Genomic DNA, 18,901 nt, shown 5'->3' on the forward strand with positions numbered 1-18,901 from the left:
TCGTGTGCTTACTGCGGTGTGCCGGGTGGCATTGCGCGGGGTATCGATTCTTGCGCCGTTCGGTATCACCGTGTACAGGCGTTGATGATGCGGACTGTCTGTTTGAGGACGTGTCGCCGGCATTGGTTGCGTGGATCTTCAGACCTCGAAAGTTCGGGAGCCGGGAGCGAATGCAACGGCTGATCTTCGCGGCGACGAAAGAAGGAGCGGGCACTGGAGCGTTGAAATGAAAGGGCGTGCTGTCGGACTATCGAGGCGTTCCATTCTTGCCAATGACAGCGCCGTTTCCGGACGATCCATCCTGACTCAAAATTGCGCGCTCGTTGTCCATTTTGTATTCAGATCAATTGCTCGGCCTCTCACGACAAGGTCAATGGCCACCTTCGCGGCCGCCACAGAATGATGAGGCAGGCAAACGGTATCGGCAGGCTCATGAAAAAGCTTGTTTCTAACCTCTTTCCGCAAAACTGTTAAATTATCGAACATTTCGTCATTGATCAAATTCTTCAGGCGTAATTCATGGGCAATCAACTCCATTGTTTTAATTTTTCTTGGATTAATTCCGTTCTTTAATGCCAGTGATTTTGCTGCCGATTCAATTACGAACCATAGTAAAACAAATGCCACTCGAAAATCGTTGTTAAAGTGAGAGGTTTTCGCCTTGGAGATAAAAGACAGCCATTTTATGATGTTTTCGTCACCACAAATCAGCGAGAAAATCTCTATCGCGGAATGAATGACACTTTTGGGAACAACAGTCCAGGACATCCACGCGGGTGATGTGGCTTGCGGGTGTTGCTGTGCTGGCATTCCACTCGAGAGCCAAACAATTAATTCATGCCGGGCTGCTACGAGTGATCTGTTGTTCTCCAGGCTTCTATTAACAGGTATGCCATCAATGAAACCTACTCGACAAGTATCGGAATTTAAAACAGAGGTACTGATTATCTCGGGAGATGTGCTGTCCTTGATTGACTCCGACTCAATGCACAGTTGCAGTGCATTTGCATAGTCAAGATGGGACTCCAGCCACTGCAAGCTATCCGATAGTTGTCGTGGGTCGCCAATGCTTGGCATAGTCCGTGCAAGATGCTCTACTCGCAAAAGTATCAATCCGTCTACACATACGAAAGCTCTGAATTTTTTGAATTCCGCTGATATGGCAATATCCGGGATAATCCCGAAAAGTTTTCGCACATCGTCGGGATTCTCGATGTCAATTCTCTTGTCAACCCAGAATCCGTCTTTTGAGTAAAAGCCGATAAATTTCTCTGACTTGTCGATAAGGTTTTCTGGTGTTTCGATCAAATCCATGTGACCACGTTCTTTGTCTTGGTGCGGGGAGTTGCAACTCTATCAAAAATCGTAATTACTCGCATTGGCAAAATAAATTCCGCCGTCTGCTTGCAGAAGATGATTTTGCAGTTTGGACTTTTTGTGGGATTGATTGAGTGGAAGTGATTCCCGTTGATAGTGGTCGGCACATGAAGTTCTTGAAAAAATCTTGAAGCCGATGCACTTGTTCGATATGTTGTTTCCGAGCTTCTTTTGACGGCCTCCGAGAGCAAAGACGGCTGCGTTTCGAGCTTCCCGGTCGCACAGTCATGGCTTCCTTGAACATGCCTACTCGCTCAATGGCATCCATCATGCGCGTGTGATCGTCCGTGTCAATCGCATCGATGATGCCTTCCTTGAGATTGATGCGATATTTGTGCAGGTCGCGGGAAGTGAGAGCGAAATCGGTGATCTTCGGCTTGCTCACCTAGTTGGCGTCGGCCTGCATATCAATGTGGAGCGCAGGCAATTCTTGCTGCTGGAAATCCGTCGAACCGAGTGGCTTCTTGAACTCTGCCTGTTTGAGCGCAGCTTGAAGAGATTGGGGGCGACCCGGAGATACCAGGTGCCGTGGCGATCGCGTCGCGGGCAGGGAATTTTGATCATCCGTGCCACTTGCCGCGGCATCGGGAAAATGAAAAAGCCGCTGTTTCTTTCGAAACAGCGGCTCTCGCATTTGGTGGCGAATCAGGGACTCGAACCCCGGACCTGCGGATTATGATTCCGTCGCTCTAACCGACTGAGCTAATTCGCCGAAGACTTGAATTATGTAGATCGACGCTTGGGCTGTCAACACCTTTTTTCATCTTCCGCGAAAAAAGTTGCCGGCGGCCCGTGCCGGCCTCGCCGTGGGGCGGGGTGTCGGTCGCCGGAACCCGCGTCCGGCAAACGACAACCCGCCCTTCACCCTCAATCCTGCGCGTAGATGTTCGAGTCCTTCGTCTCCTTGACGAACAGCAGGCCGATCACGAACGTCGCCAGCGCGATCACGATCGGATACCAGAGGCCCGAGTAGATGTCGCCCTTCGCCGCGACGATCGCGAACGCGGTGGCCGGCAGGAAGCCGCCGAACCAGCCGTTGCCGATGTGATAGGGCAGCGACATCGACGTGTAGCGGATCCGCGTCGGGAACATCTCGACCAGCATCGCGGCAATCGGGCCGTAGACCATCGTCACGTAGATCACGAGGATCGTCAGGATCACGATCGTCATCGGCCAGTTGAGCTGCGCCGGGTCCGCCTTGGCCGGGTAGCCGGCCGCCTTCAGCGTTGACGCGAGCGTCTTGTCGAACGCCGCGCCCTGCGCCTTCGCGTCGGTCGCCTTGCCTTCGTAGGCCGGGATCACCGTGTCGCCCACCTTGATTTCCGCCGTTGCGCCGGCCGGTGCCGCGACGTTCTCGTAGTTCAGGCCGGCCTTCGCGAGCGCGCTCTTCGCGATGTCGCACGAGTTCGTGAACTTCGACGTACCCACCGGGTTGAACTGGAACGAACAGGCGGCCGGATCGGCGATGACCGTGATCGGCGCCTTCTGCGTGGCGATCTCGAGCTGCGGGTTCGCGTAGTGCGTGAGCGCCTTGAACAGCGGGAAGTAGGTCAGTGCCGCGATCAGGCAGCCCGCGAGGATGATCGGCTTGCGGCCGATCTTGTCCGACAGCGAACCGAAGAACAGGAAGAACGGCGTGCCGATCAGCAGCGCGATCGCGATCAGGATGTTCGCGCTCGCCCCGTCCACCTTCAGCGTCTGCGTGAGGAAGAACAGCGCGTAGAACTGGCCCGTGTACCACACGACGGCCTGGCCGGCGGTCAGGCCGACGAGCGCGAGGATCACGATCTTCAGGTTCTTCCACTGGCCGAACGCTTCGGTCAGCGGCGCCTTCGACGTCTTGCCTTCCGCCTTGATGCGCAGGAACACCGGCGATTCGTTCAACTGCATCCGGATCCACACCGACACCGCGAGCAGCAGGATCGACGCGACGAACGGCACGCGCCAGCCCCAGCTGCCGAACGCTTCCTCGCCGATGAAGGTGCGCACGCCGAGGATCACGAGCAGCGACAGGAACAGGCCGAGCGTCGCGGTCGTCTGGATCCACGCGGTGTAGAAGCCGCGACGATTGGCCGGCGCGTGTTCGGCGACGTAGGTCGCCGCGCCGCCGTACTCGCCGCCGAGCGCGAGACCCTGCAACAGCCGCATTGCGATGAAGATCACCGGCGCGGCGATGCCGATCGACGCGTAACCGGGCAGGAAGCCGACCACGAACGTCGACACGCCCATGATCACGATCGTCACGAGGAACGTGTGCTTGCGCCCGACGAGGTCGCCGAGGCGGCCGAACACGATCGCGCCGAACGGCCGCACCGCGAAGCCGGCCGCGAAGCCGAGCAGTGTGAAGATGAAGGCGGCGGTCGGGTTGACGCCGGAGAAGAAGCTCTTGCTGATGTAGGCCGCGAGCGAGCCGGCCAGGTAAAAGTCGTACCACTCGAACACGGTGCCGAGCGACGACGCGAAGATCACCTTCTTCTCTTCGCCCGTCATCGGCGCGTGCGAAATTTGCCCGCCTAACGTTGCCATGAGTCGTCTCCAAGTCCCTTTGTAGGTGTGCGGCCGCCTTGGGTGGGGCGGGCCTGTTGACGATTATTGGTAGGGAAACTTACGGCGGACTGACTCGCGTGTGCAAAGCGGATGTGCGTCGACTTTCGTCCAATTTTCGGCTTTGAGTGCCTATCGCGCTTTCAACGTCGCCGAAATCGTCGATTTTGACGTAATCGGGGCGGGCTGCGGCGGCGTGCGTCAGGGTTAATCCGGGGCGGTTTCGGTCAGCGGCAGGCTGACGCGCACGAGCGTGCCGGCGAGGCGCGGGGCGTGCTGGTAGACGTGATCGTCGAGCGTCAGCGTGCCGCCGTGCTGCGTGGCGATCTCGCGCACGATCGCGAGCCCGAGGCCGCTGCCGTCGCCTTCGCGGCCGAGGATCCGGTAGAAGCGCTCGACGACGCGCTCGCGTTCGGCGGCCGGGATCCCCGGCCCGGTGTCCTCGACTTCGAGATGCACGAGCCGCGCGGCGGGCTCGGCGCGCACGCGCACCGTGATGCGGCCGCCTTCCGGCGTGTAGCGGATCGCGTTGTCGATCAGGTTGCCGAGCATCTCGCGCAGCATCACCGGGTTGCCGTCGACGTCGAGCGGCGTGTCGTCCGGCGGCCCTTCGTAGCCGAGATCCATGCGTTTCGCGAGCGCGGCCTGCACCCAGTCGCGCACCGCGCGCCGCGCGAGCGAGGCGATCTCGACCGGCTCGAACGTCAGCCCGCTCGCGCGGTTCTCGGCGCGCGCGAGCGCGAGCAGTTGCGTGACGAGCCGTGCTGCCTGCTCGGAGCTCGTCGCGATCTGTTCGAGCGAGCGCTGCACGTCGGGCGGGACGGGGTGGCGCAGCGCGAACTCGGCCTGCGTGCGCAGGCCCGCGAGCGGCGTCTTCATCTGGTGGGCGGCGTCGGCGATGAAGCGCTTTTGCAGCGCCATGTTCTGTTCGAGACGGGCGAGCAGGTCGTTGAACGACGTGACGAGCGGCTCGATCTCGGGCGGCGCGCGCTGCGCCTCGACCGGCGACAGGTCGTCGGGCCGCCGCGCACGGATGTGCGCCTGCAGCGCATTGAGCGGCGCGAGCCCGCGCGACAGCCCGAACCAGACCAGCAGGATCGCGAGCGGCAGGATCACGAACTGCGGCAGGATCACGCCCTTGATGATGTCGTTCGCGAGCGCGTTGCGCTTGTCCAGCGTTTCGCCGACCTGCACGAGCACGGGCTGTGTGCTGTCCGATTGCGGCAGCGCGACCGTCGTATACGCGACGCGCACGTCGTTGCCGCGCAGCAGGTCGTCGCGGAACATGACGACGCCCGGCGGCGGGCGGTCCTCGTCGCGCGGCAGCGGCATGTCGGCTTCGCCCGCGACCAGTTCGCCGCGGGTGCCGAGCACCTGGAAATAGACGCTGTCGACGTTGTCCGCGCGCAGGAAGTCGCGCGTCTGCTGCGGCAGCGTCAGCTCGGCGACGCCGTTTACCGGATGGATCTGCCGCGCGAGCACGTACGCGTTGGTCTCGAGCGCGCGATCGAACGGGCCGTTCGCGATCGTCTTCGCGACGAGGTAGGTGACGGCGATGCTCATCGGCCACAGCAACAGCAGCGGCGCGAGCATCCAGTCGAGGATCTCGCCGAACAGCGAGCGCGGGCGCGGCGCTTCGGGCGCATCGGTTTCGTCGGGCGGCGCGAACGGGTTCTCGTAGCGCGCGTCGCGCGCTTCGTCGGCGGCCGACGACGGCGCGCCGGTCGGGTGGCGGGTAGGGGCCGGCGTGGCCATCGCGGCAACGCCCGGGGTCAGCGCAGCGGCGTGCCGGCCACCGCGGGCTGGGGCGCGGCCGAGTCGGCCGGCGCGGCGGGCGTGGCCTTCTCGAGGCAGTAGCCGAGGCCGCGCACGGTCGAGATCCGTACGCCGCTGGGTTCGATCTTCTTGCGCAGCCGGTGCACGTAGACTTCGATCGCGTTGTTGCTGACTTCCTCGCCCCATTCGCACAGATGGTCGACGAGCTGCTCCTTCGACACGAGCCGGCCGATTCGCTGCAGCAGCACCTCGAGCAGGCCGAGCTCGCGTGCGGAGAGGTCGAGCACGCGATCGTTCGCGTACGCGATGCGGCCGACCTGGTCGAACGCGAGCGAGCCGTGGCGCACGACGGTCGGGCCGCCGCCCGCACCGCGCCGGGTCAGCGCGCGCACGCGCGCCTCGAGCTCGTTGAGCGCGAACGGCTTGGCCATGTAGTCGTCGGCGCCGAGGTCGAGCCCCTTCACGCGCTCGTCGACGCTGTCGGCGGCCGTCAGGATCAGCACGGGGAGATTGGAATTGCGGGCGCGCAGGCGCTTGAGCACGTCGAGCCCGGACATTTTCGGGAGCCCGAGGTCGAGGATCAGCAGGTCGAACGTCTGCATCGACAGTGCCGTATCGGCATCGACGCCGCTCTTCACGTGGTCGACCGCATAGCCCGATTGGCGGAGTGACCGGGTGAGGCCGTCCGCGAGTATGCTGTCGTCTTCCGCGATGAGAATTCGCATGGTGCTGACCGATGGCCGGCAGGGCGTTCGCGCCGGCCGGCTGTCTCCGAAGTTATTCGTGTACAACGCAGCCTGCATTGCGGGCTTGCACAAAACACTGTTTTTTTATACAGTGTCTGCATTCGTGGGCGGCGCTTGAAAGCGGGCGCGCCTCTGACAGACGCTGCTCATCATAGCAAAGGACGATTCATGGAAGATAGCAAGAAGGGCTCCGGGATGACCGCCGAGAAGAGCAAGGCGCTGGCCGCCGCGCTTGCCCAGATCGAGAAGCAGTTCGGCAAGGGCTCGATCATGCGCATGGGCGACGGCGAGGCGGCGGAAGATATCCAGGTCGTCTCCACGGGTTCGCTGGGCCTCGATATCGCGCTTGGCGTCGGCGGCCTGCCGCGCGGCCGGGTGGTCGAGATCTACGGCCCGGAATCGTCCGGTAAAACCACGCTCACGCTGCAGGTCATCGCCGAGCTGCAGAAGCTGGGCGGCACCGCAGCGTTCATCGACGCCGAGCACGCGCTCGACGTCCAGTACGCGTCGAAGCTCGGCGTGAATGTGCCGGAGCTGCTGATTTCGCAGCCGGACACCGGCGAGCAGGCGCTGGAAATCACCGATGCGCTGGTGCGCTCGGGCTCGATCGACATGATCGTCATCGACTCGGTCGCGGCGCTCGTGCCGAAGGCCGAAATCGAAGGCGAGATGGGCGATTCGCTGCCGGGCCTGCAGGCCCGCCTGATGTCGCAGGCGCTGCGCAAGCTGACCGGCACGATCAAGCGCACGAACTGCCTGGTGATCTTCATCAACCAGATTCGTATGAAGATCGGCGTGATGTTCGGCAACCCGGAAACCACGACGGGCGGTAACGCGCTGAAGTTCTATGCGTCGGTGCGTCTCGATATCCGCCGGATCGGCTCGATCAAGAAGAACGACGAGGTGATCGGCAACGAAACCCGCGTGAAGGTCGTCAAGAACAAGGTGTCGCCGCCGTTCCGCGAAGCGATCTTCGACATCCTGTATGGCGAGGGCATTTCGCGTCAGGGCGAGATCATCGATCTCGGCGTGCAGGCGAAGATCGTCGACAAGGCAGGCGCCTGGTACAGCTACAACGGCGAGAAGATTGGCCAGGGCAAGGACAACGCGCGTGAATTCCTGCGCGAGAATCCGGAAATCGCGCGCGAGATCGAGAACCGCATCCGCGAATCGCTCGGCGTCGTCGCAATGCCCGATGGTGCAGGCAACGAAGCCGAGGCGGTGGACGAAGAAGAGTGATGGTCGGGCGCCGAGGTCAGGCTGGCGAGCCGGAGGAGAGCGACGCGCCCGAAGCGGCGGGTCGCCCCGGCCGGCGAGCCGGATCCTCGAGCGCCGATCGGCGGGTCGCGGGCAGCCATGCCGCGAACCGCACCGCGACGAGGGCATCCGACGATGCCCTCGTTTCGTTTGAGATTGCCGCACCGGACGATCCGTTCGACGACGATGAATCGTTCGACGCACACGACCGCTCCCGTCGTCGCGTGTCCGGTGTCAGTTTCCCTGGCGATCGCGCATCCGGTGCGTCGGCGCCTGCGACGGAAGATGTCTATACGCGCAGCAGCCAGCATCCGCGCCGCACACGCCGTGCGTCGGGCGGTGCTTCAAGCGCTGCTTCCGGCGACGATCCGGGTGCCGGCGCGCGCAAGTCGTCGAAGCCGCCGCGTTCGTTGAAAGGCCGTGCGCTCGGCTATCTGTCGAGGCGCGAATACAGCCGCACGGAACTCGCGCGCAAGCTCGCACCGTATGTCGGCGAAGACGAGTCCGTCGAACCGGTGCTCGATGCGCTGGAGAAGGATGGCTGGCTGTCCGATGCGCGTTTTGCCGAGAGTCTCGTGCATCGCCGCGCGTCGCGTGTCGGCGTCGCGCGCATCGTCAGCGAGCTGAAGCGTCATGCGGTCGGCGACACGCTCGTCGAGGAGGTCAACGCGCAGCTTCGCGAGACCGAATGGGCGCGTGCGCAGGCGGTCTGGCGCAAGAAATTCGGTGCACTGCCGCAAACGCCGGCCGAGCGGGCGAAGCAGGCGCGCTTTCTCGCGGCGCGGGGCTTCTCGAGCGCGACCATCGTGAAGTTGCTGAAGGTCGGCGACGATTTCCCGATCGACGACTGATCGTGCCGATCGCGCGCGTGGCGCGCGATTTTGCTGCAACGCAACTGCTTCCGGACAGGCGGGAATACCCGCCGTCGCGTCAAAGTGTCTCAAATACCCAATATGCTAAAATCCGTGGGTTTTCCTCTTCGGCCTCAACCTCCAGCATGCCGCTATCCGAGCCCGTGCCCCGTCAGTTGCGACATCGACGCGCAATCCGAGCGGAAGCTTACGAGCGCGGCGACGGCTTGTGGGACATCGAAGCCTGCCTGACCGACCACAAGCCGCGCGATGTCGCGCTTGCGTCGGGCATCCGGCCCCAGGGCCTGCCGATCCACGAACTCTGGCTGCGCGTGACTATCGATCGTGACCTCAATGTCGTCGACGCCGAAGCGTCTTCGGAATGGGTTCCCTATCCCGGTCACTGTCAATCCGCCCCTCCTGCCTATCGGGCCCTCATAGGGCTCAATCTCTTCCGCAATTTCCGCCGCAACGCGAACCGGCTGCTCGCCGGCGTCGCAGGCTGTTCCCATCTCACCGAACTGTGCGCCGTGCTGCCGACCGCAGCGATCCAGGCGTTCGCCGGTGACGTGTGGAATGTGCGCGAGGAGGGTGGCGAAGGGCCGGATCAGGGCGACGTGCACGCCGAACCGCCTTTCCAGCTCGGCCGCTGCCGGGCATTGCGGTTCGACGGCGAGGTCGTGCGGCAGTATTACCCGCGGTGGTATGGCCCGCTTCGGCCGGATTTGCCCGGTGATGGCAGCACGAAGGAATGAACGGAAATCATTCGAAGAAGCGTCTAAAGCGACTTTTCATCCAACTCTCAGACTGAAGGGAATCACGCATGAAGATTCACGAGTACCAGGGTAAGGAAATCCTGCGGAAATTCGGAGTCGCGGTACCGCGCGGCAAGCCGGCGTTCTCGGTTGACGAGGCCGTCAAGGTGGCAGAAGAGCTCGGCGGCCCGGTATGGGTCGTGAAGGCTCAGATTCACGCGGGTGGCCGTGGCAAGGGCGGCGGCGTGAAGGTGGCGAAGTCGATCGAGCAGGTCCGCGAATACGCGAACCAGATCCTCGGCATGCAGCTCGTCACGCACCAGACCGGTCCGGAAGGCCAGAAGGTCAACCGCCTGATGATCGAAGAAGGCGCCGACATCAAGCAGGAACTGTATGTCAGCCTCGTCGTCGACCGCATCTCGCAAAAGATCGTCCTGATGGGTTCGAGCGAAGGCGGCATGGACATCGAGGAAGTTGCCGAGAAGCACCCGGAACTGATCCACAAGGTCATCGTCGAGCCGTCGACGGGCCTGCTCGACGCCCAGGCAGACGATCTGGCCGCGAAGATCGGCGTGCCGGCTGCTTCGATCCCGCAAGCGCGCGCGATCCTGCAAGGCCTGTACAAGGCATTCTGGGAAACCGACGCATCGCTGGCTGAAATCAACCCGCTGAACGTCTCCGGCGACGGCAAGGTCACCGCACTCGACGCGAAGTTCAACTTCGACTCGAACGCGCTGTTCCGCCACCCGGAAATCGTCGCGTACCGCGACCTGGACGAAGAAGATCCGGCTGAAATCGAAGCGTCGAAGTTCGACCTCGCATACATCTCGCTCGACGGCAACATCGGCTGCCTCGTGAACGGCGCAGGCCTCGCGATGGCGACGATGGACACCATCAAGCTGTTCGGCGGCGAACCGGCGAACTTCCTGGACGTCGGCGGTGGCGCGACGACCGAGAAGGTCACGGAAGCGTTCAAGCTGATGCTGAAGAACCCGGACCTGAAGGCGATCCTCGTGAACATCTTCGGCGGCATCATGCGCTGCGACGTGATCGCGGAAGGCGTGATCGCCGGTTCGAAGGCCGTGAACCTGAACGTGCCGCTCGTCGTGCGCATGAAGGGCACGAACGAGGACCTCGGCAAGAAGATGCTGGCCGATTCGGGCCTGCCGATCATCTCGGCGGACAGCATGGAAGAAGCTGCGCAGAAGGTCGTCGCGGCTGCCGCAGGCAAGTAAGCGCGCTCAATGAATAGGTATGGCGGCGCGGCTTGCACGCGACGCCAATCGAACAGAGGTCAAAATACATGTCGATTCTGATCAACAAGGACACGAAGGTCATCACGCAGGGCATTACCGGTAAGACCGGTCAGTTCCATACGCGCGCCTGCCGTGAATACGCAAACGGCCGCGAAGCATTCGTCGCGGGCGTGAACCCGAAGAAGGCCGGCGAAGATTTCGAAGGCATTCCGATCTACGCGAGCGTCAAGGAAGCGAAGGCGGAAACCGGCGCGACCGTGTCGGTCATCTACGTGCCGCCGGCAGGCGCAGCCGCTGCGATCTGGGAAGCGGTCGAAGCCGACCTCGATCTCGCGATCTGCATCACGGAAGGCATTCCCGTGCGCGACATGATCGAAGTGAAGGACCGCATGCGTCGCGAAGGCCGCAAGACGCTGCTGCTCGGGCCGAACTGCCCGGGCACGATCACGCCGGACGAACTGAAGATCGGCATCATGCCGGGTCATATCCACCGCAAGGGCCGCATCGGCGTCGTGTCGCGTTCGGGCACGCTGACGTATGAAGCCGTTGCGCAGCTGACGGCACTGGGCCTCGGCCAATCGTCGGCAGTCGGTATCGGCGGCGACCCGATCAACGGTCTGAAGCACATCGACGTGATGAAGATGTTCAACGACGATCCGGATACGGACGCAGTCGTGATGATCGGCGAAATCGGCGGTCCGGACGAAGCCAATGCAGCCGAGTGGATCAAGGACAACATGAAGAAGCCGGTCGTCGGCTTCATCGCGGGCGTCACGGCGCCTCCGGGCAAGCGCATGGGCCACGCCGGCGCGCTGATCTCGGGCGGTGCGGATACGGCCGAAGCGAAGCTGGAAATCATGGAAGCGTGCGGCATCACCGTCACGCGCAACCCGTCGGAAATGGGCCGTCTGCTGAAGAAGGCGCTGTAATATTTCCCCCTGGGTTCGTCCTGCAAAAAACGCCGGCCTTGCCGGCGTTTTTTGTTATGCTCGCGCAATGAATTCGTAAGCACCCACCGGACATGCGTCGTGCATGCGCCGGCGATGAACCCGGCCGCCTGCCAGGCCGCCACTGCCCCCCACATCACCCCATGCTCGAATTCCTGACGTCGCTGCACTGGGGCGCCGTGCTCCAGATCGTCATCATCGATATCCTGCTCGGCGGCGACAACGCCGTCGTCATTGCGCTCGCCTGCCGCAACCTGCCCGCGAACCAGCGGCTGCGCGGTGTCATCTGGGGCACTGCGGGTGCGATCCTGTTGCGCGTCGCGCTGATCACGTTTGCGGTCGCGCTGCTCGACGTGCCGTTCCTGAAGCTCGGCGGCGGGTTGCTGCTGCTGTGGATCGGTATCAAGCTGATGGCGCCGGCCGCCGATGCGCACGACGACATCAAGCCGGCCAGCCGGCTGTGGGACGCCGTGAAGACGATCGTGATCGCCGACGCGGTGATGAGCCTCGACAACGTGATCGCGATCGCCGGTGCGGCCGAGCAGGCCGACCCGTCGCACCGGATCCCGCTCGTGATCTTCGGGCTCGTCGTCAGCGTGCCGATCATCGTGTGGGGCAGCACGCTGGTGCTGAAGCTGCTCGACCGTTTCCCGATCGTCGTGGCGCTCGGCGCCGGGCTGCTCGGCTGGATCGCGGGCGGCTTGATCGTGAACGACCCGGTCGGCGACCGCTGGCCGGTGCTCGATACGCAGCCGGTGCTGTACGGGGCGAGCATCGCGGGCGCGCTGTTCGTGGTGGCGATCGGTTACGCGCTCAGGCGGCGCAGCGGCGCACCGCGCGCGCACTGACACTGGCCATCCGGCCGACTGCCGGATTCACGGCCTGCTGGCTACGATCGAGACGCCTGCCTTTAACGGCAGGCGTTTTTCGTTTCCGGAGCCTGCCATGTTCGAAGCCTTTTCCGTTTCCCTGTTCCGTCGTGTTGCCGCCGACCTGCGGCGCGCACATCGGTCGTCGCCGCGCTGGCGGCCGGCCGGCTTCACGCTGATCGAACTGATGATCGTGCTGGCGATCGTCGGCGTGATCGCCGCCTATGCGATTCCCGCGTACCAGGATTACCTTGCGCGCTCACGTGTCGGCGAGGGGCTCGCGCTTGCGTCGTCCGCGCGGCTGGCCGTCGCCGACAACGCCGCGAGCGGCGCGGGCCTCGACGGCGGCTACAGCCCGCCGGCCGCGACCCGCAACGTCGAATCCGTCGCGATCGACGGCGAGACCGGCCAGATCACGGTCGCCTTCACCACGCGCGTCGCGGCGGCGGGCGCCAATACGCTGGTGCTCGTGCCGTCCGCGCCCGACAAGGCCGACGCGCCCACCGCACGCGTGCCGCTCAAAAAGGGCGCGATGCAGGCCGGCGCGATCGCGTGGGAATGCTTCGCCGCCGGCAAGGGCGCGTCGTCGCTGCCGGCGCCGGGGGCCGGGCCGTTGCCGGGCGATGCCGCTACGCTGCCTGCGAAATATGCGCCGGCGGAGTGCCGCGCGTAGTGCCGGCAGCGGAGCAGGGCGGCACGGGCAGCATGCCGGCCGCCGTTTCGGTCGGCCGGGGCGGCCGCCCCGCGCCGGGGCGCGGCGCGAAGGCCCCGCACAGAGGGGGGAAAGTTTTGTATAGTGCGCCGGTTGCTGACATCCGGTTCGCTCATGCCTTCTACTTTTTCCCGTTCGTTGCCGCTCGTTGCGCTGGCTGTCGCCCTGATCGTGCCGTACGCGATCACGAATCACACGTATCCGATCCCGACCTTCTATTCCGAGTTTTCCGCGCTGGTGCTGTATCTGCTGGTGGGGGTGTCCGTCGTGCTGCTCGCGCGCACCGGTCGCCCGGCCGAACCGTTCGCCGCACCGGCCGCGTTCGTTGCGCCGCTCGGGTTCGCGGCGGTGCTCATCGCGCAGGTCGCGCTGATCCCGCTCAAGGTGCCGTCGATGAACTGGCTCGCGGTCGGCTATCTCGCCGCCGCGCTGGTCGCAATGCAGGCAGGCTTTACGCTCGCGCGCGACGGGCTGGCCGAGGCCGTGTCTCGGATGATGGCCGGCGCGCTGCTCGTCGGCGGCGTGTTCGCGGTCGGCACCCAGATCGTGCAGTTGTTCCACCTCGAGTCGGCGCTGTCGCCGTTCGTCGTGGTGTACAACGTCGCGGTCGATCGCCGCCCGTACGGCAACATGGCGCAGGCGAACCATCTGGCCAGCTACATCGCGTTCGCGCTTGCGGGCGCGCTGTATCTCGTGCAGACGCGCCGGCTCGCGGTATGGGCGTGGCTCGCGCTGTCGCTCGTGCTGTCGGTCGGTCTTGCGCTGACGGTGTCGCGCGGGCCGTGGCTGCAGGTCGCGGTGATGGTCGTCGCGGGCTTCTGGATGGCGTGGCTCGAATCGCGCCGCGCGCCGGGCAATGCGCGCGCGTGGCTGGTCCCCGTCGTGCTCGCGGTGGCGTTCATCGCGGTGAACGTCGCGGTGCGCTGGGCCAACGTGCACTATCACCTGAACCTCGCGGAATCCGCGGCCGACCGGATGCGTGACGCCGGGCAGATCGCGCCGCGCCTCGCACTGTGGAAGTACGGGCTCGCGATGTTCCGCGAGCACCCGCTGCTCGGCGTCGGCTGGGGCGAATTCCCGTCACACCAGTTCGCGCTCGTGCGCTCGCTGGGCGGCGTCGAGATCGCGAACAACTCGCACGACATCTTCATCGACCTGCTCGCGAAGTCCGGCCTCGTCGGCCTGGGCGTGCTCGTCGTTGCGCTCGTGACGTGGTTCGTGCGTGCGGTGCGAGCGCCGCAGTCGAGCATGCGCGTGTTCGGCTTCGCGCTGATCGGCATCCTGCTGATGCATGCGCTGGTCGAGTATCCGCAGCAGTACATGTTCTTCCTGTTGCCGGCGATGTTCGTGATCGGGCTGCTCGACGTGAAGCCGCTGCGTTTCCTGCCGGGGCGCGCAGCCTTCGGGCTGTTCGCGGTGCTGTCGGTCGGCGGCGTGCTGGCGGCGGTGCCCGTGCTGCGCGACTACCAGCGCGCGGAAGTGCTGTATTACGGCAGCGATCCGGCCGCGCAATACCGCGACGCGCCGTCGTTGCTGTTCGGCGCCTGGGGCGAATACGGCGCGGCCACGCTGCTCCCGATTTCGGCGGACGACCTGCCGGCCAAGCTCGCCGCGCACGAGCGCGCGATCGCGCTGCTGCCCGGCGAAACGGTGCTGCGCCGCTATGCGGTGCTGCAGGCACTGGCCGGCCGCGAAGCCGACGCGCTCGACACCGTCGCGCGCCTGCACGTGTTCGCCAAGGAGCTGAAGGACTGGCCGCAACAGCTGGCGGCGCTGTACAAGCTGTGCGACCAGCAGCCGGCGCTGAAGACGTTCAAGGCGGCGGTCGTAGCGAAATACGGCGAAGTTCCGGCCGACGCGGCCGACGACGAGGACGACGACGATTCGGATTGATACGCGCGGCCCCAGCCGGAACGGGGAATGCCGGCAGGGGCCGGGCCGTGCGGGAGCTGCGGCGCGTGCCGAACGCAGCCGCGCGGTGTAAACCGGGCGAATCCGGCGCGTATCGATTACCTCGTGGATTGCGCGGATTCCGGCTGAAGGCGCGGCGATTCGCGTCAACCATTGTCAAATCGCCGCCGCTCGCCGGGCGGCGCGTGCACAATGCGCGAAAGCGCTCGCGTGCCGGCCCGTGTGAGGCAGGGGCGGCGCGAACACCGGCAACACCGGGCTACCCGGGAAGTCCGCCACGCAGGATCGCGGCCGAGCATCGATCGGCCGTGCGGCCGTAACGGGGCGCCGGTCCGATGGCCGCGGCGCGGTGTGACGCATGCGATGCGGCCGGGCGATGTTCCCCGGCGCGCGGCGCGTTCGTCCGCAACAGTGCTGAAGAACGATATTCGACCATGGCTATTCGCTCGACCTACCTGATCCTGCCCGCCGTCGCGATGCTGTTTTCCGGCTGCGCGATGCTGTCGTCGTCGCAGGAAAGCAAGCTGACCTGCCACATCCCCCGCGCCGTTTATCCGGATACCGCTAAGCCGCTCACGCGCCAGGCGACCGTGCTCGTGCGTGCGCTGATGACGACGTCCGGCGAAGCGCAGAACGTCACCGTGACGACGAGCAGCCGTAATGCGGCGGCCGATCGCGCGGCCGTCGACGCGATGACGCACGCAACCTGCGTGCAGACGGGCGCGACCGCGAATCCGTTTCTGCTGACCCAACCGTTCGTGTTCGAGCCGCAGCGCGGCAAGTGATGCGCGGGCGGCGCGGCGTGGCGTGCGTGCCGGTTGCCGTCCGGTATGGTCTCCTGCCGGCCCCTTCGTGGCGCATGGCCGCCGAATGTCGCCGCGCGCGGCCGTCGGGCCGCGCGTGCCTGACGTTCAGTGCCGCGGCATCAGGTTCGCGCCGCGGCAAGTCGGCTCGGCCGCCGTGCTCAGCCCGAGCAGCGTGAACCCGTTGCGTTCCTGGCGTATCTGCGCATAGTGCCGCGCAACCGTTTCCCCGGTGTTGCCCGTCAGATCAAGTTCGACCTGAAAGCGGTCCTTGCTGTCCGAGCAACTGCGCACCGGGCCGTACTCGAACCCGGTGCCGGGCGCCTTGCGGGCCTTGTCGAACGCCTGCCGGCCCTTTAGCGCGGCAGCCGCCGCGGCGGGTTCGCTCCATTCGCGCGCCTGCGCATCGTTCACATTCAGCCATTCGTCGACGAAATCGCGGCCGTTGAGCGCGACGGGTTGTACGCGCTGCACGGTGCCGCCGTCGACGCGATAGCGGAAGACGCCTGGCCGCGTCAACAGTTCGCTGTCCATCGAGCTGACCGTCGCGCGCACCTCGAAGCCGTCGGGGCGCACCTTGAACCGGATCGGGTTTTCGTCGAGCACGTAGCTGTTCTCTGCATGGAACAGCACGCGTTGCGCGGTCGGGCCGTTGGCCGGTGCGACCACGTCCGCGGCGAACTGGCTCCAGCGCGACGCGCACCACGGCGTGCCGTGGACGACCGCGACCTGCCCGCCGGGCAGCGCCGAGAACCAGAAGCCGCTGCCATACGCGCCGCCGATGTCCTTGTAGTCGTCGGCCTGCCAGCGCAGCACGCGCCGCCAGCCGCCGTTTTCCCATGCGTAGGCGGTCAGCAGGTTGTCGTCGCCGCATGCGATGTCGAAGCCGGCGCGCACGAAGAGCAACGGGCGGGACGTGCCGCCGCGTTCGACGTCGACGTCCGGATTGCGGCCGAACGCCGATTCGCCGTCTTTCGGCTGGACGGGCCGGGCCGGCACGCCGAGCGCGGCTGCGAGCGTGCGTTTCAGCGCGGCCGGGTCGACCTGTTCGTCACTGCAGGCGAGCCGCGCATCGATCGCGCCGGCGAGCGCCTGCTTGTACGTACGCAGCGCGTCGCGCAGCGGCGGCGAAATCTCGACGCCGGGCCCGTCGCTCGGCGGATTGCGGACCTGCTGTACACGGTGTTGCGCGTCGATGGCCGCGCGTGCGGCGGTGTCGGCGGCGGGGCAGGCGCCGGCGGCCGATGCGGCGGCCGGCAGCAGGAGGAATGCGCACAGCAGCGGCGCGGCGCATTTCAGCGTGGGATTCTTCATGAATGAGGCGTTTTTCTGGTTTTTATCGTTCGAACGGGGCATCGCTACGGCCGGCGCTGCTCCGTGAGTGGCTGCTTTTACCGCTGGCGGTCAACCCGCGACGTCTTCGGCCTTCCAGTCTCCCGACTTCCCGCCGCGTTTCTCGCGCACGCTCACGTCGCTGATCACCATCCCGCGATCGACCGCCTTGCACATGTCGTAGACGGTCAGCAACCCGACCTGCACGGCGGTCAGCGCTTCCATCTCGACGCCGGTCCGGCCGAACGTCTCGACCTGCGCGACGCAGTGGACGCCCGGCAGCGTGTCGTCGAGCTCGAAATCGACGGCCACGCGCGTCAGCGCGAGCGGATGGCACAGCGGGATGAGGTCAGCCGTGCGCTTGGCGCCCTGGATGGCGGCGATGCGCGCGACGCCGAGCACGTCGCCCTTCTTGGCCTTGCCGTCGCGGATCAGCGCGAACGTGGCCGGCAGCATCCGGATCGTGCCGCGCGCGATCGCGATGCGTTGGGTTTCCTGCTTGCCGCCGACGTCGACCATGTGCGCATGGCCGGCGGCGTCGAAATGGGTGAGTCCTGACATGTCATGCTCCAGTGGAACGGCGTGCTCGCACGAGCACGTCCGTCGATCCTGCTTCGCGATCGGGCGGCGCGCGGCATCCGAAACCGGCTCCCCGACCCGATACGACGCTTCAACGGGCGCTTATCATAGCAGCGGCGTTCGCGTCGCCGGAGCGCAGATGGCACCGGCGCGGCACGGGACAGTCATCGCGGCGCCGGTACAATGGCCCGAATATTCAGACCAAACGCCGCGATGCGCGCCCGGCGCGCGGGACGGCGTCGTTTTCATCCTGCCATGCGTGTCAAACAGTTGCTTGCCGTGTCGCTGTCGGTGGCGCTCGCATTGCCGCCGAGCGGCCATGCGCAGCGTGCGTCCGCACCGCCGCTCGAAGCGGCGGCCGACGGCGCCCGCTCGATTTCCACCGTGCCGTCCGGCATCGCGGCCGGCGTATTCGGTACGTACGGCGGCGCGGAGAGCCGGTTCTCCGACGCGGGCAGCGCATCGGCACCGGCCGCGAGCCTGCGCGCGCCGCTGCGCGTGCTAGAGCTGCCCGACCTGGGCGACGGTTCCGGCGGCTCGCTGACGCCACAGGCCGAGCGCCGGCTCGGCGAGCGGGTGATGCGCGAAGTGCGGCGCGATCCCGACTATCTCGACGACTGGCTCGTGCGCGACTACCTGAATGCGATGGCGGCGCGGCTCGCGGCCGCGGCGGCCGCGCGCTTCATCGGCGGCTATACACCGGACTTCGACCTGTTCCCGGTGCGCGATCCGCAGATCAACGCGTTCTCGATGCCGGGCGGCTTCATCGGGATTAACAGCGGGCTCGTCGTCACGACGCAGACGGAGTCGGAACTCGCGTCGGTGGTCGGCCACGAGATGGGCCACGTGCTGCAGCGGCACATCGCGCGGATGATCGGCGCGAACGAGAAGACCGGCTATACGGCGCTCGCGACGATGCTGCTCGGCGTGCTGGCCGGCGTGCTCGCGAGAAGCGGCGACCTCGGCAGCGCAATCGCGGTGGGCGGGCAGGCGTACGCGGTGGACAACCAGCTGCGCTTCTCGCGTTCGGCCGAGCGGGAGGCTGATCGCGTCGGCTTCCAGTTGCTCGCGGGCGCGGGCTACGACCCGTACGGGATGCCGGGTTTCTTCGAGCGGCTCGATCGCGCGTCGATGGGTGATGCGGGCGTGCCCGCGTATGCGCGCACGCACCCGCTGACCGGCGAGC

Annotated in this window: 19 protein-coding genes and 1 tRNA gene; 11 read left to right on the forward strand and 9 right to left on the reverse strand. The window is 65.4% G+C overall.

Going from position 1 to position 18,901, the window contains the following annotated elements; translation table 11 throughout:
• Positions 1-306: 306 nt before the first annotated feature.
• From L810_RS47375 to L810_RS20495, 7 genes are all read right to left on the reverse strand, one after another.
• Positions 307-1,314 carry a hypothetical protein gene (locus L810_RS47375; protein WP_155836320.1) on the reverse strand — a complete coding sequence of 336 codons (1,008 nt, stop codon included), beginning with the start codon at positions 1,312-1,314 and terminating at the stop codon, positions 307-309.
• Between the two features lie 55 nt (positions 1,315-1,369).
• Positions 1,370-1,762 carry a hypothetical protein gene (locus tag L810_RS47380; protein ID WP_155836322.1) on the reverse strand — a complete coding sequence of 131 codons (393 nt, stop codon included), beginning with the start codon at positions 1,760-1,762 and terminating at the stop codon, positions 1,370-1,372.
• Positions 1,763-2,011, reverse strand: a complete 249-nt coding sequence (locus L810_RS48475) for a hypothetical protein (protein WP_155753924.1) — start codon at positions 2,009-2,011, stop codon at positions 1,763-1,765.
• A 1-nt stretch (position 2,012) separates the two neighbouring features.
• Positions 2,013-2,089, reverse strand: a tRNA-Met gene (locus tag L810_RS20480).
• Between the two features lie 155 nt (positions 2,090-2,244).
• A complete protein-coding gene (locus L810_RS20485) occupies positions 2,245-3,903 on the reverse strand; it encodes an MFS transporter (protein ID WP_021160191.1) in 1,659 nt (552 codons plus the stop codon).
• 225 nt (positions 3,904-4,128) lie between these two features.
• On the reverse strand, positions 4,129-5,676 hold the full coding sequence (locus tag L810_RS20490) for a sensor histidine kinase (protein ID WP_021160192.1): 1,548 nt from the start codon (positions 5,674-5,676) through the stop codon (positions 4,129-4,131).
• 17 nt (positions 5,677-5,693) lie between these two features.
• Complete coding sequence (locus tag L810_RS20495) at positions 5,694-6,422, reverse strand: response regulator transcription factor (protein WP_042975510.1); 729 nt, start codon at positions 6,420-6,422, stop codon at positions 5,694-5,696.
• Here L810_RS20495 and L810_RS47390 point away from each other — a divergent pair.
• From L810_RS47390 to L810_RS20540, 10 genes are all read left to right on the forward strand, one after another.
• Positions 6,421-6,561 carry a hypothetical protein gene (locus L810_RS47390; protein WP_153488778.1) on the forward strand — a complete coding sequence of 47 codons (141 nt, stop codon included), beginning with the start codon at positions 6,421-6,423 and terminating at the stop codon, positions 6,559-6,561. The genes L810_RS20495 and L810_RS47390 overlap by 2 nt on opposite strands.
• A gap of 50 nt (positions 6,562-6,611) precedes the next feature.
• Positions 6,612-7,682, forward strand: a complete 1,071-nt coding sequence (recA, locus tag L810_RS20500) for a recombinase RecA (protein WP_021160193.1) — start codon at positions 6,612-6,614, stop codon at positions 7,680-7,682.
• Positions 7,682-8,551 (forward strand): recombination regulator RecX, encoded by an 870-nt coding sequence (gene recX / locus L810_RS20505; RefSeq protein ID WP_021160194.1) that lies wholly within the window; start codon positions 7,682-7,684, stop codon positions 8,549-8,551. Before recA ends, recX begins: the two co-directional genes overlap by 1 nt.
• A gap of 146 nt (positions 8,552-8,697) precedes the next feature.
• On the forward strand, positions 8,698-9,306 hold the full coding sequence (locus L810_RS20510; RefSeq protein ID WP_042975512.1) for a DUF2889 domain-containing protein: 609 nt from the start codon (positions 8,698-8,700) through the stop codon (positions 9,304-9,306).
• A 68-nt stretch (positions 9,307-9,374) separates the two neighbouring features.
• Positions 9,375-10,541 carry an ADP-forming succinate--CoA ligase subunit beta gene (gene sucC / locus L810_RS20515; RefSeq protein WP_006477915.1) on the forward strand — a complete coding sequence of 389 codons (1,167 nt, stop codon included), beginning with the start codon at positions 9,375-9,377 and terminating at the stop codon, positions 10,539-10,541.
• 68 nt (positions 10,542-10,609) lie between these two features.
• Positions 10,610-11,491: a succinate--CoA ligase subunit alpha gene (sucD, locus tag L810_RS20520; RefSeq protein WP_006477916.1), complete on the forward strand. Its 882-nt coding sequence runs from the start codon at positions 10,610-10,612 to the stop codon at positions 11,489-11,491.
• Positions 11,492-11,652: 161 nt separating this feature from the next.
• The gene (locus tag L810_RS20525) at positions 11,653-12,357 is read left to right on the forward strand and encodes a TerC family protein (protein ID WP_021160196.1); all 705 of its coding nucleotides are present in this window, start codon (positions 11,653-11,655) and stop codon (positions 12,355-12,357) included.
• Between the two features lie 97 nt (positions 12,358-12,454).
• The gene (locus L810_RS20530; RefSeq protein ID WP_021160197.1) at positions 12,455-13,051 is read left to right on the forward strand and encodes a pilin; all 597 of its coding nucleotides are present in this window, start codon (positions 12,455-12,457) and stop codon (positions 13,049-13,051) included.
• Between the two features lie 153 nt (positions 13,052-13,204).
• Complete coding sequence (locus L810_RS20535; RefSeq protein WP_042975514.1) at positions 13,205-14,983, forward strand: PglL family O-oligosaccharyltransferase; 1,779 nt, start codon at positions 13,205-13,207, stop codon at positions 14,981-14,983.
• A gap of 452 nt (positions 14,984-15,435) precedes the next feature.
• The gene (locus tag L810_RS20540; protein WP_042975516.1) at positions 15,436-15,786 is read left to right on the forward strand and encodes a TonB family protein; all 351 of its coding nucleotides are present in this window, start codon (positions 15,436-15,438) and stop codon (positions 15,784-15,786) included.
• Between the two features lie 126 nt (positions 15,787-15,912).
• Here the strand turns inward: L810_RS20540 and L810_RS20545 are convergent, their stop codons facing one another.
• Together L810_RS20545 and moaC are read right to left on the reverse strand one after the other, a co-directional pair.
• Entirely contained in the window at positions 15,913-17,118 is a 1,206-nt protein-coding gene (locus tag L810_RS20545) for a hypothetical protein (protein WP_021160200.1), read from the reverse strand.
• 90 nt (positions 17,119-17,208) lie between these two features.
• On the reverse strand, positions 17,209-17,697 hold the full coding sequence (moaC, locus tag L810_RS20550) for a cyclic pyranopterin monophosphate synthase MoaC (RefSeq protein WP_021160201.1): 489 nt from the start codon (positions 17,695-17,697) through the stop codon (positions 17,209-17,211).
• Between the two features lie 273 nt (positions 17,698-17,970).
• On the opposite strand from moaC, the gene L810_RS20555 reads away from it, so the two are divergent.
• Positions 17,971-18,901 (forward strand): M48 family metallopeptidase (locus L810_RS20555; protein ID WP_042975517.1); only part of this gene is annotated, 931 nt, incomplete at its 3' end.

The organism is Burkholderia sp. AU4i (genome assembly GCF_000466765.1).
GTDB classification, from domain to species: domain Bacteria; phylum Pseudomonadota; class Gammaproteobacteria; order Burkholderiales; family Burkholderiaceae; genus Burkholderia; species Burkholderia cepacia.

Coding starts and splice junctions, on each gene's coding strand:
- moaC (WP_021160201.1), bottom strand. CDS start 17,697: ATGTCAGGACTCACCCATTTCGACGCCGCCGGCCATGCGCACATGGTC.
- recX (WP_021160194.1), top strand. CDS start 7,682: ATGGTCGGGCGCCGAGGTCAGGCTGGCGAGCCGGAGGAGAGCGACGCG.
- L810_RS47390 (WP_153488778.1), top strand. CDS start 6,421: ATGGTGCTGACCGATGGCCGGCAGGGCGTTCGCGCCGGCCGGCTGTCT.
- L810_RS47375 (WP_155836320.1), bottom strand. CDS start 1,314: ATGGATTTGATCGAAACACCAGAAAACCTTATCGACAAGTCAGAGAAA.
- L810_RS20535 (WP_042975514.1), top strand. CDS start 13,205: ATGCCTTCTACTTTTTCCCGTTCGTTGCCGCTCGTTGCGCTGGCTGTC.
- sucD (WP_006477916.1), top strand. CDS start 10,610: ATGTCGATTCTGATCAACAAGGACACGAAGGTCATCACGCAGGGCATT.
- L810_RS20490 (WP_021160192.1), bottom strand. CDS start 5,676: ATGGCCACGCCGGCCCCTACCCGCCACCCGACCGGCGCGCCGTCGTCG.
- L810_RS20530 (WP_021160197.1), top strand. CDS start 12,455: ATGTTCGAAGCCTTTTCCGTTTCCCTGTTCCGTCGTGTTGCCGCCGAC.
- L810_RS20485 (WP_021160191.1), bottom strand. CDS start 3,903: ATGGCAACGTTAGGCGGGCAAATTTCGCACGCGCCGATGACGGGCGAA.
- L810_RS20510 (WP_042975512.1), top strand. CDS start 8,698: ATGCCGCTATCCGAGCCCGTGCCCCGTCAGTTGCGACATCGACGCGCA.
- L810_RS48475 (WP_155753924.1), bottom strand. CDS start 2,011: ATGCGAGAGCCGCTGTTTCGAAAGAAACAGCGGCTTTTTCATTTTCCC.
- L810_RS20495 (WP_042975510.1), bottom strand. CDS start 6,422: ATGCGAATTCTCATCGCGGAAGACGACAGCATACTCGCGGACGGCCTC.
- L810_RS20545 (WP_021160200.1), bottom strand. CDS start 17,118: ATGAAGAATCCCACGCTGAAATGCGCCGCGCCGCTGCTGTGCGCATTC.
- L810_RS20525 (WP_021160196.1), top strand. CDS start 11,653: ATGCTCGAATTCCTGACGTCGCTGCACTGGGGCGCCGTGCTCCAGATC.
- recA (WP_021160193.1), top strand. CDS start 6,612: ATGGAAGATAGCAAGAAGGGCTCCGGGATGACCGCCGAGAAGAGCAAG.
- sucC (WP_006477915.1), top strand. CDS start 9,375: ATGAAGATTCACGAGTACCAGGGTAAGGAAATCCTGCGGAAATTCGGA.
- L810_RS20540 (WP_042975516.1), top strand. CDS start 15,436: ATGGCTATTCGCTCGACCTACCTGATCCTGCCCGCCGTCGCGATGCTG.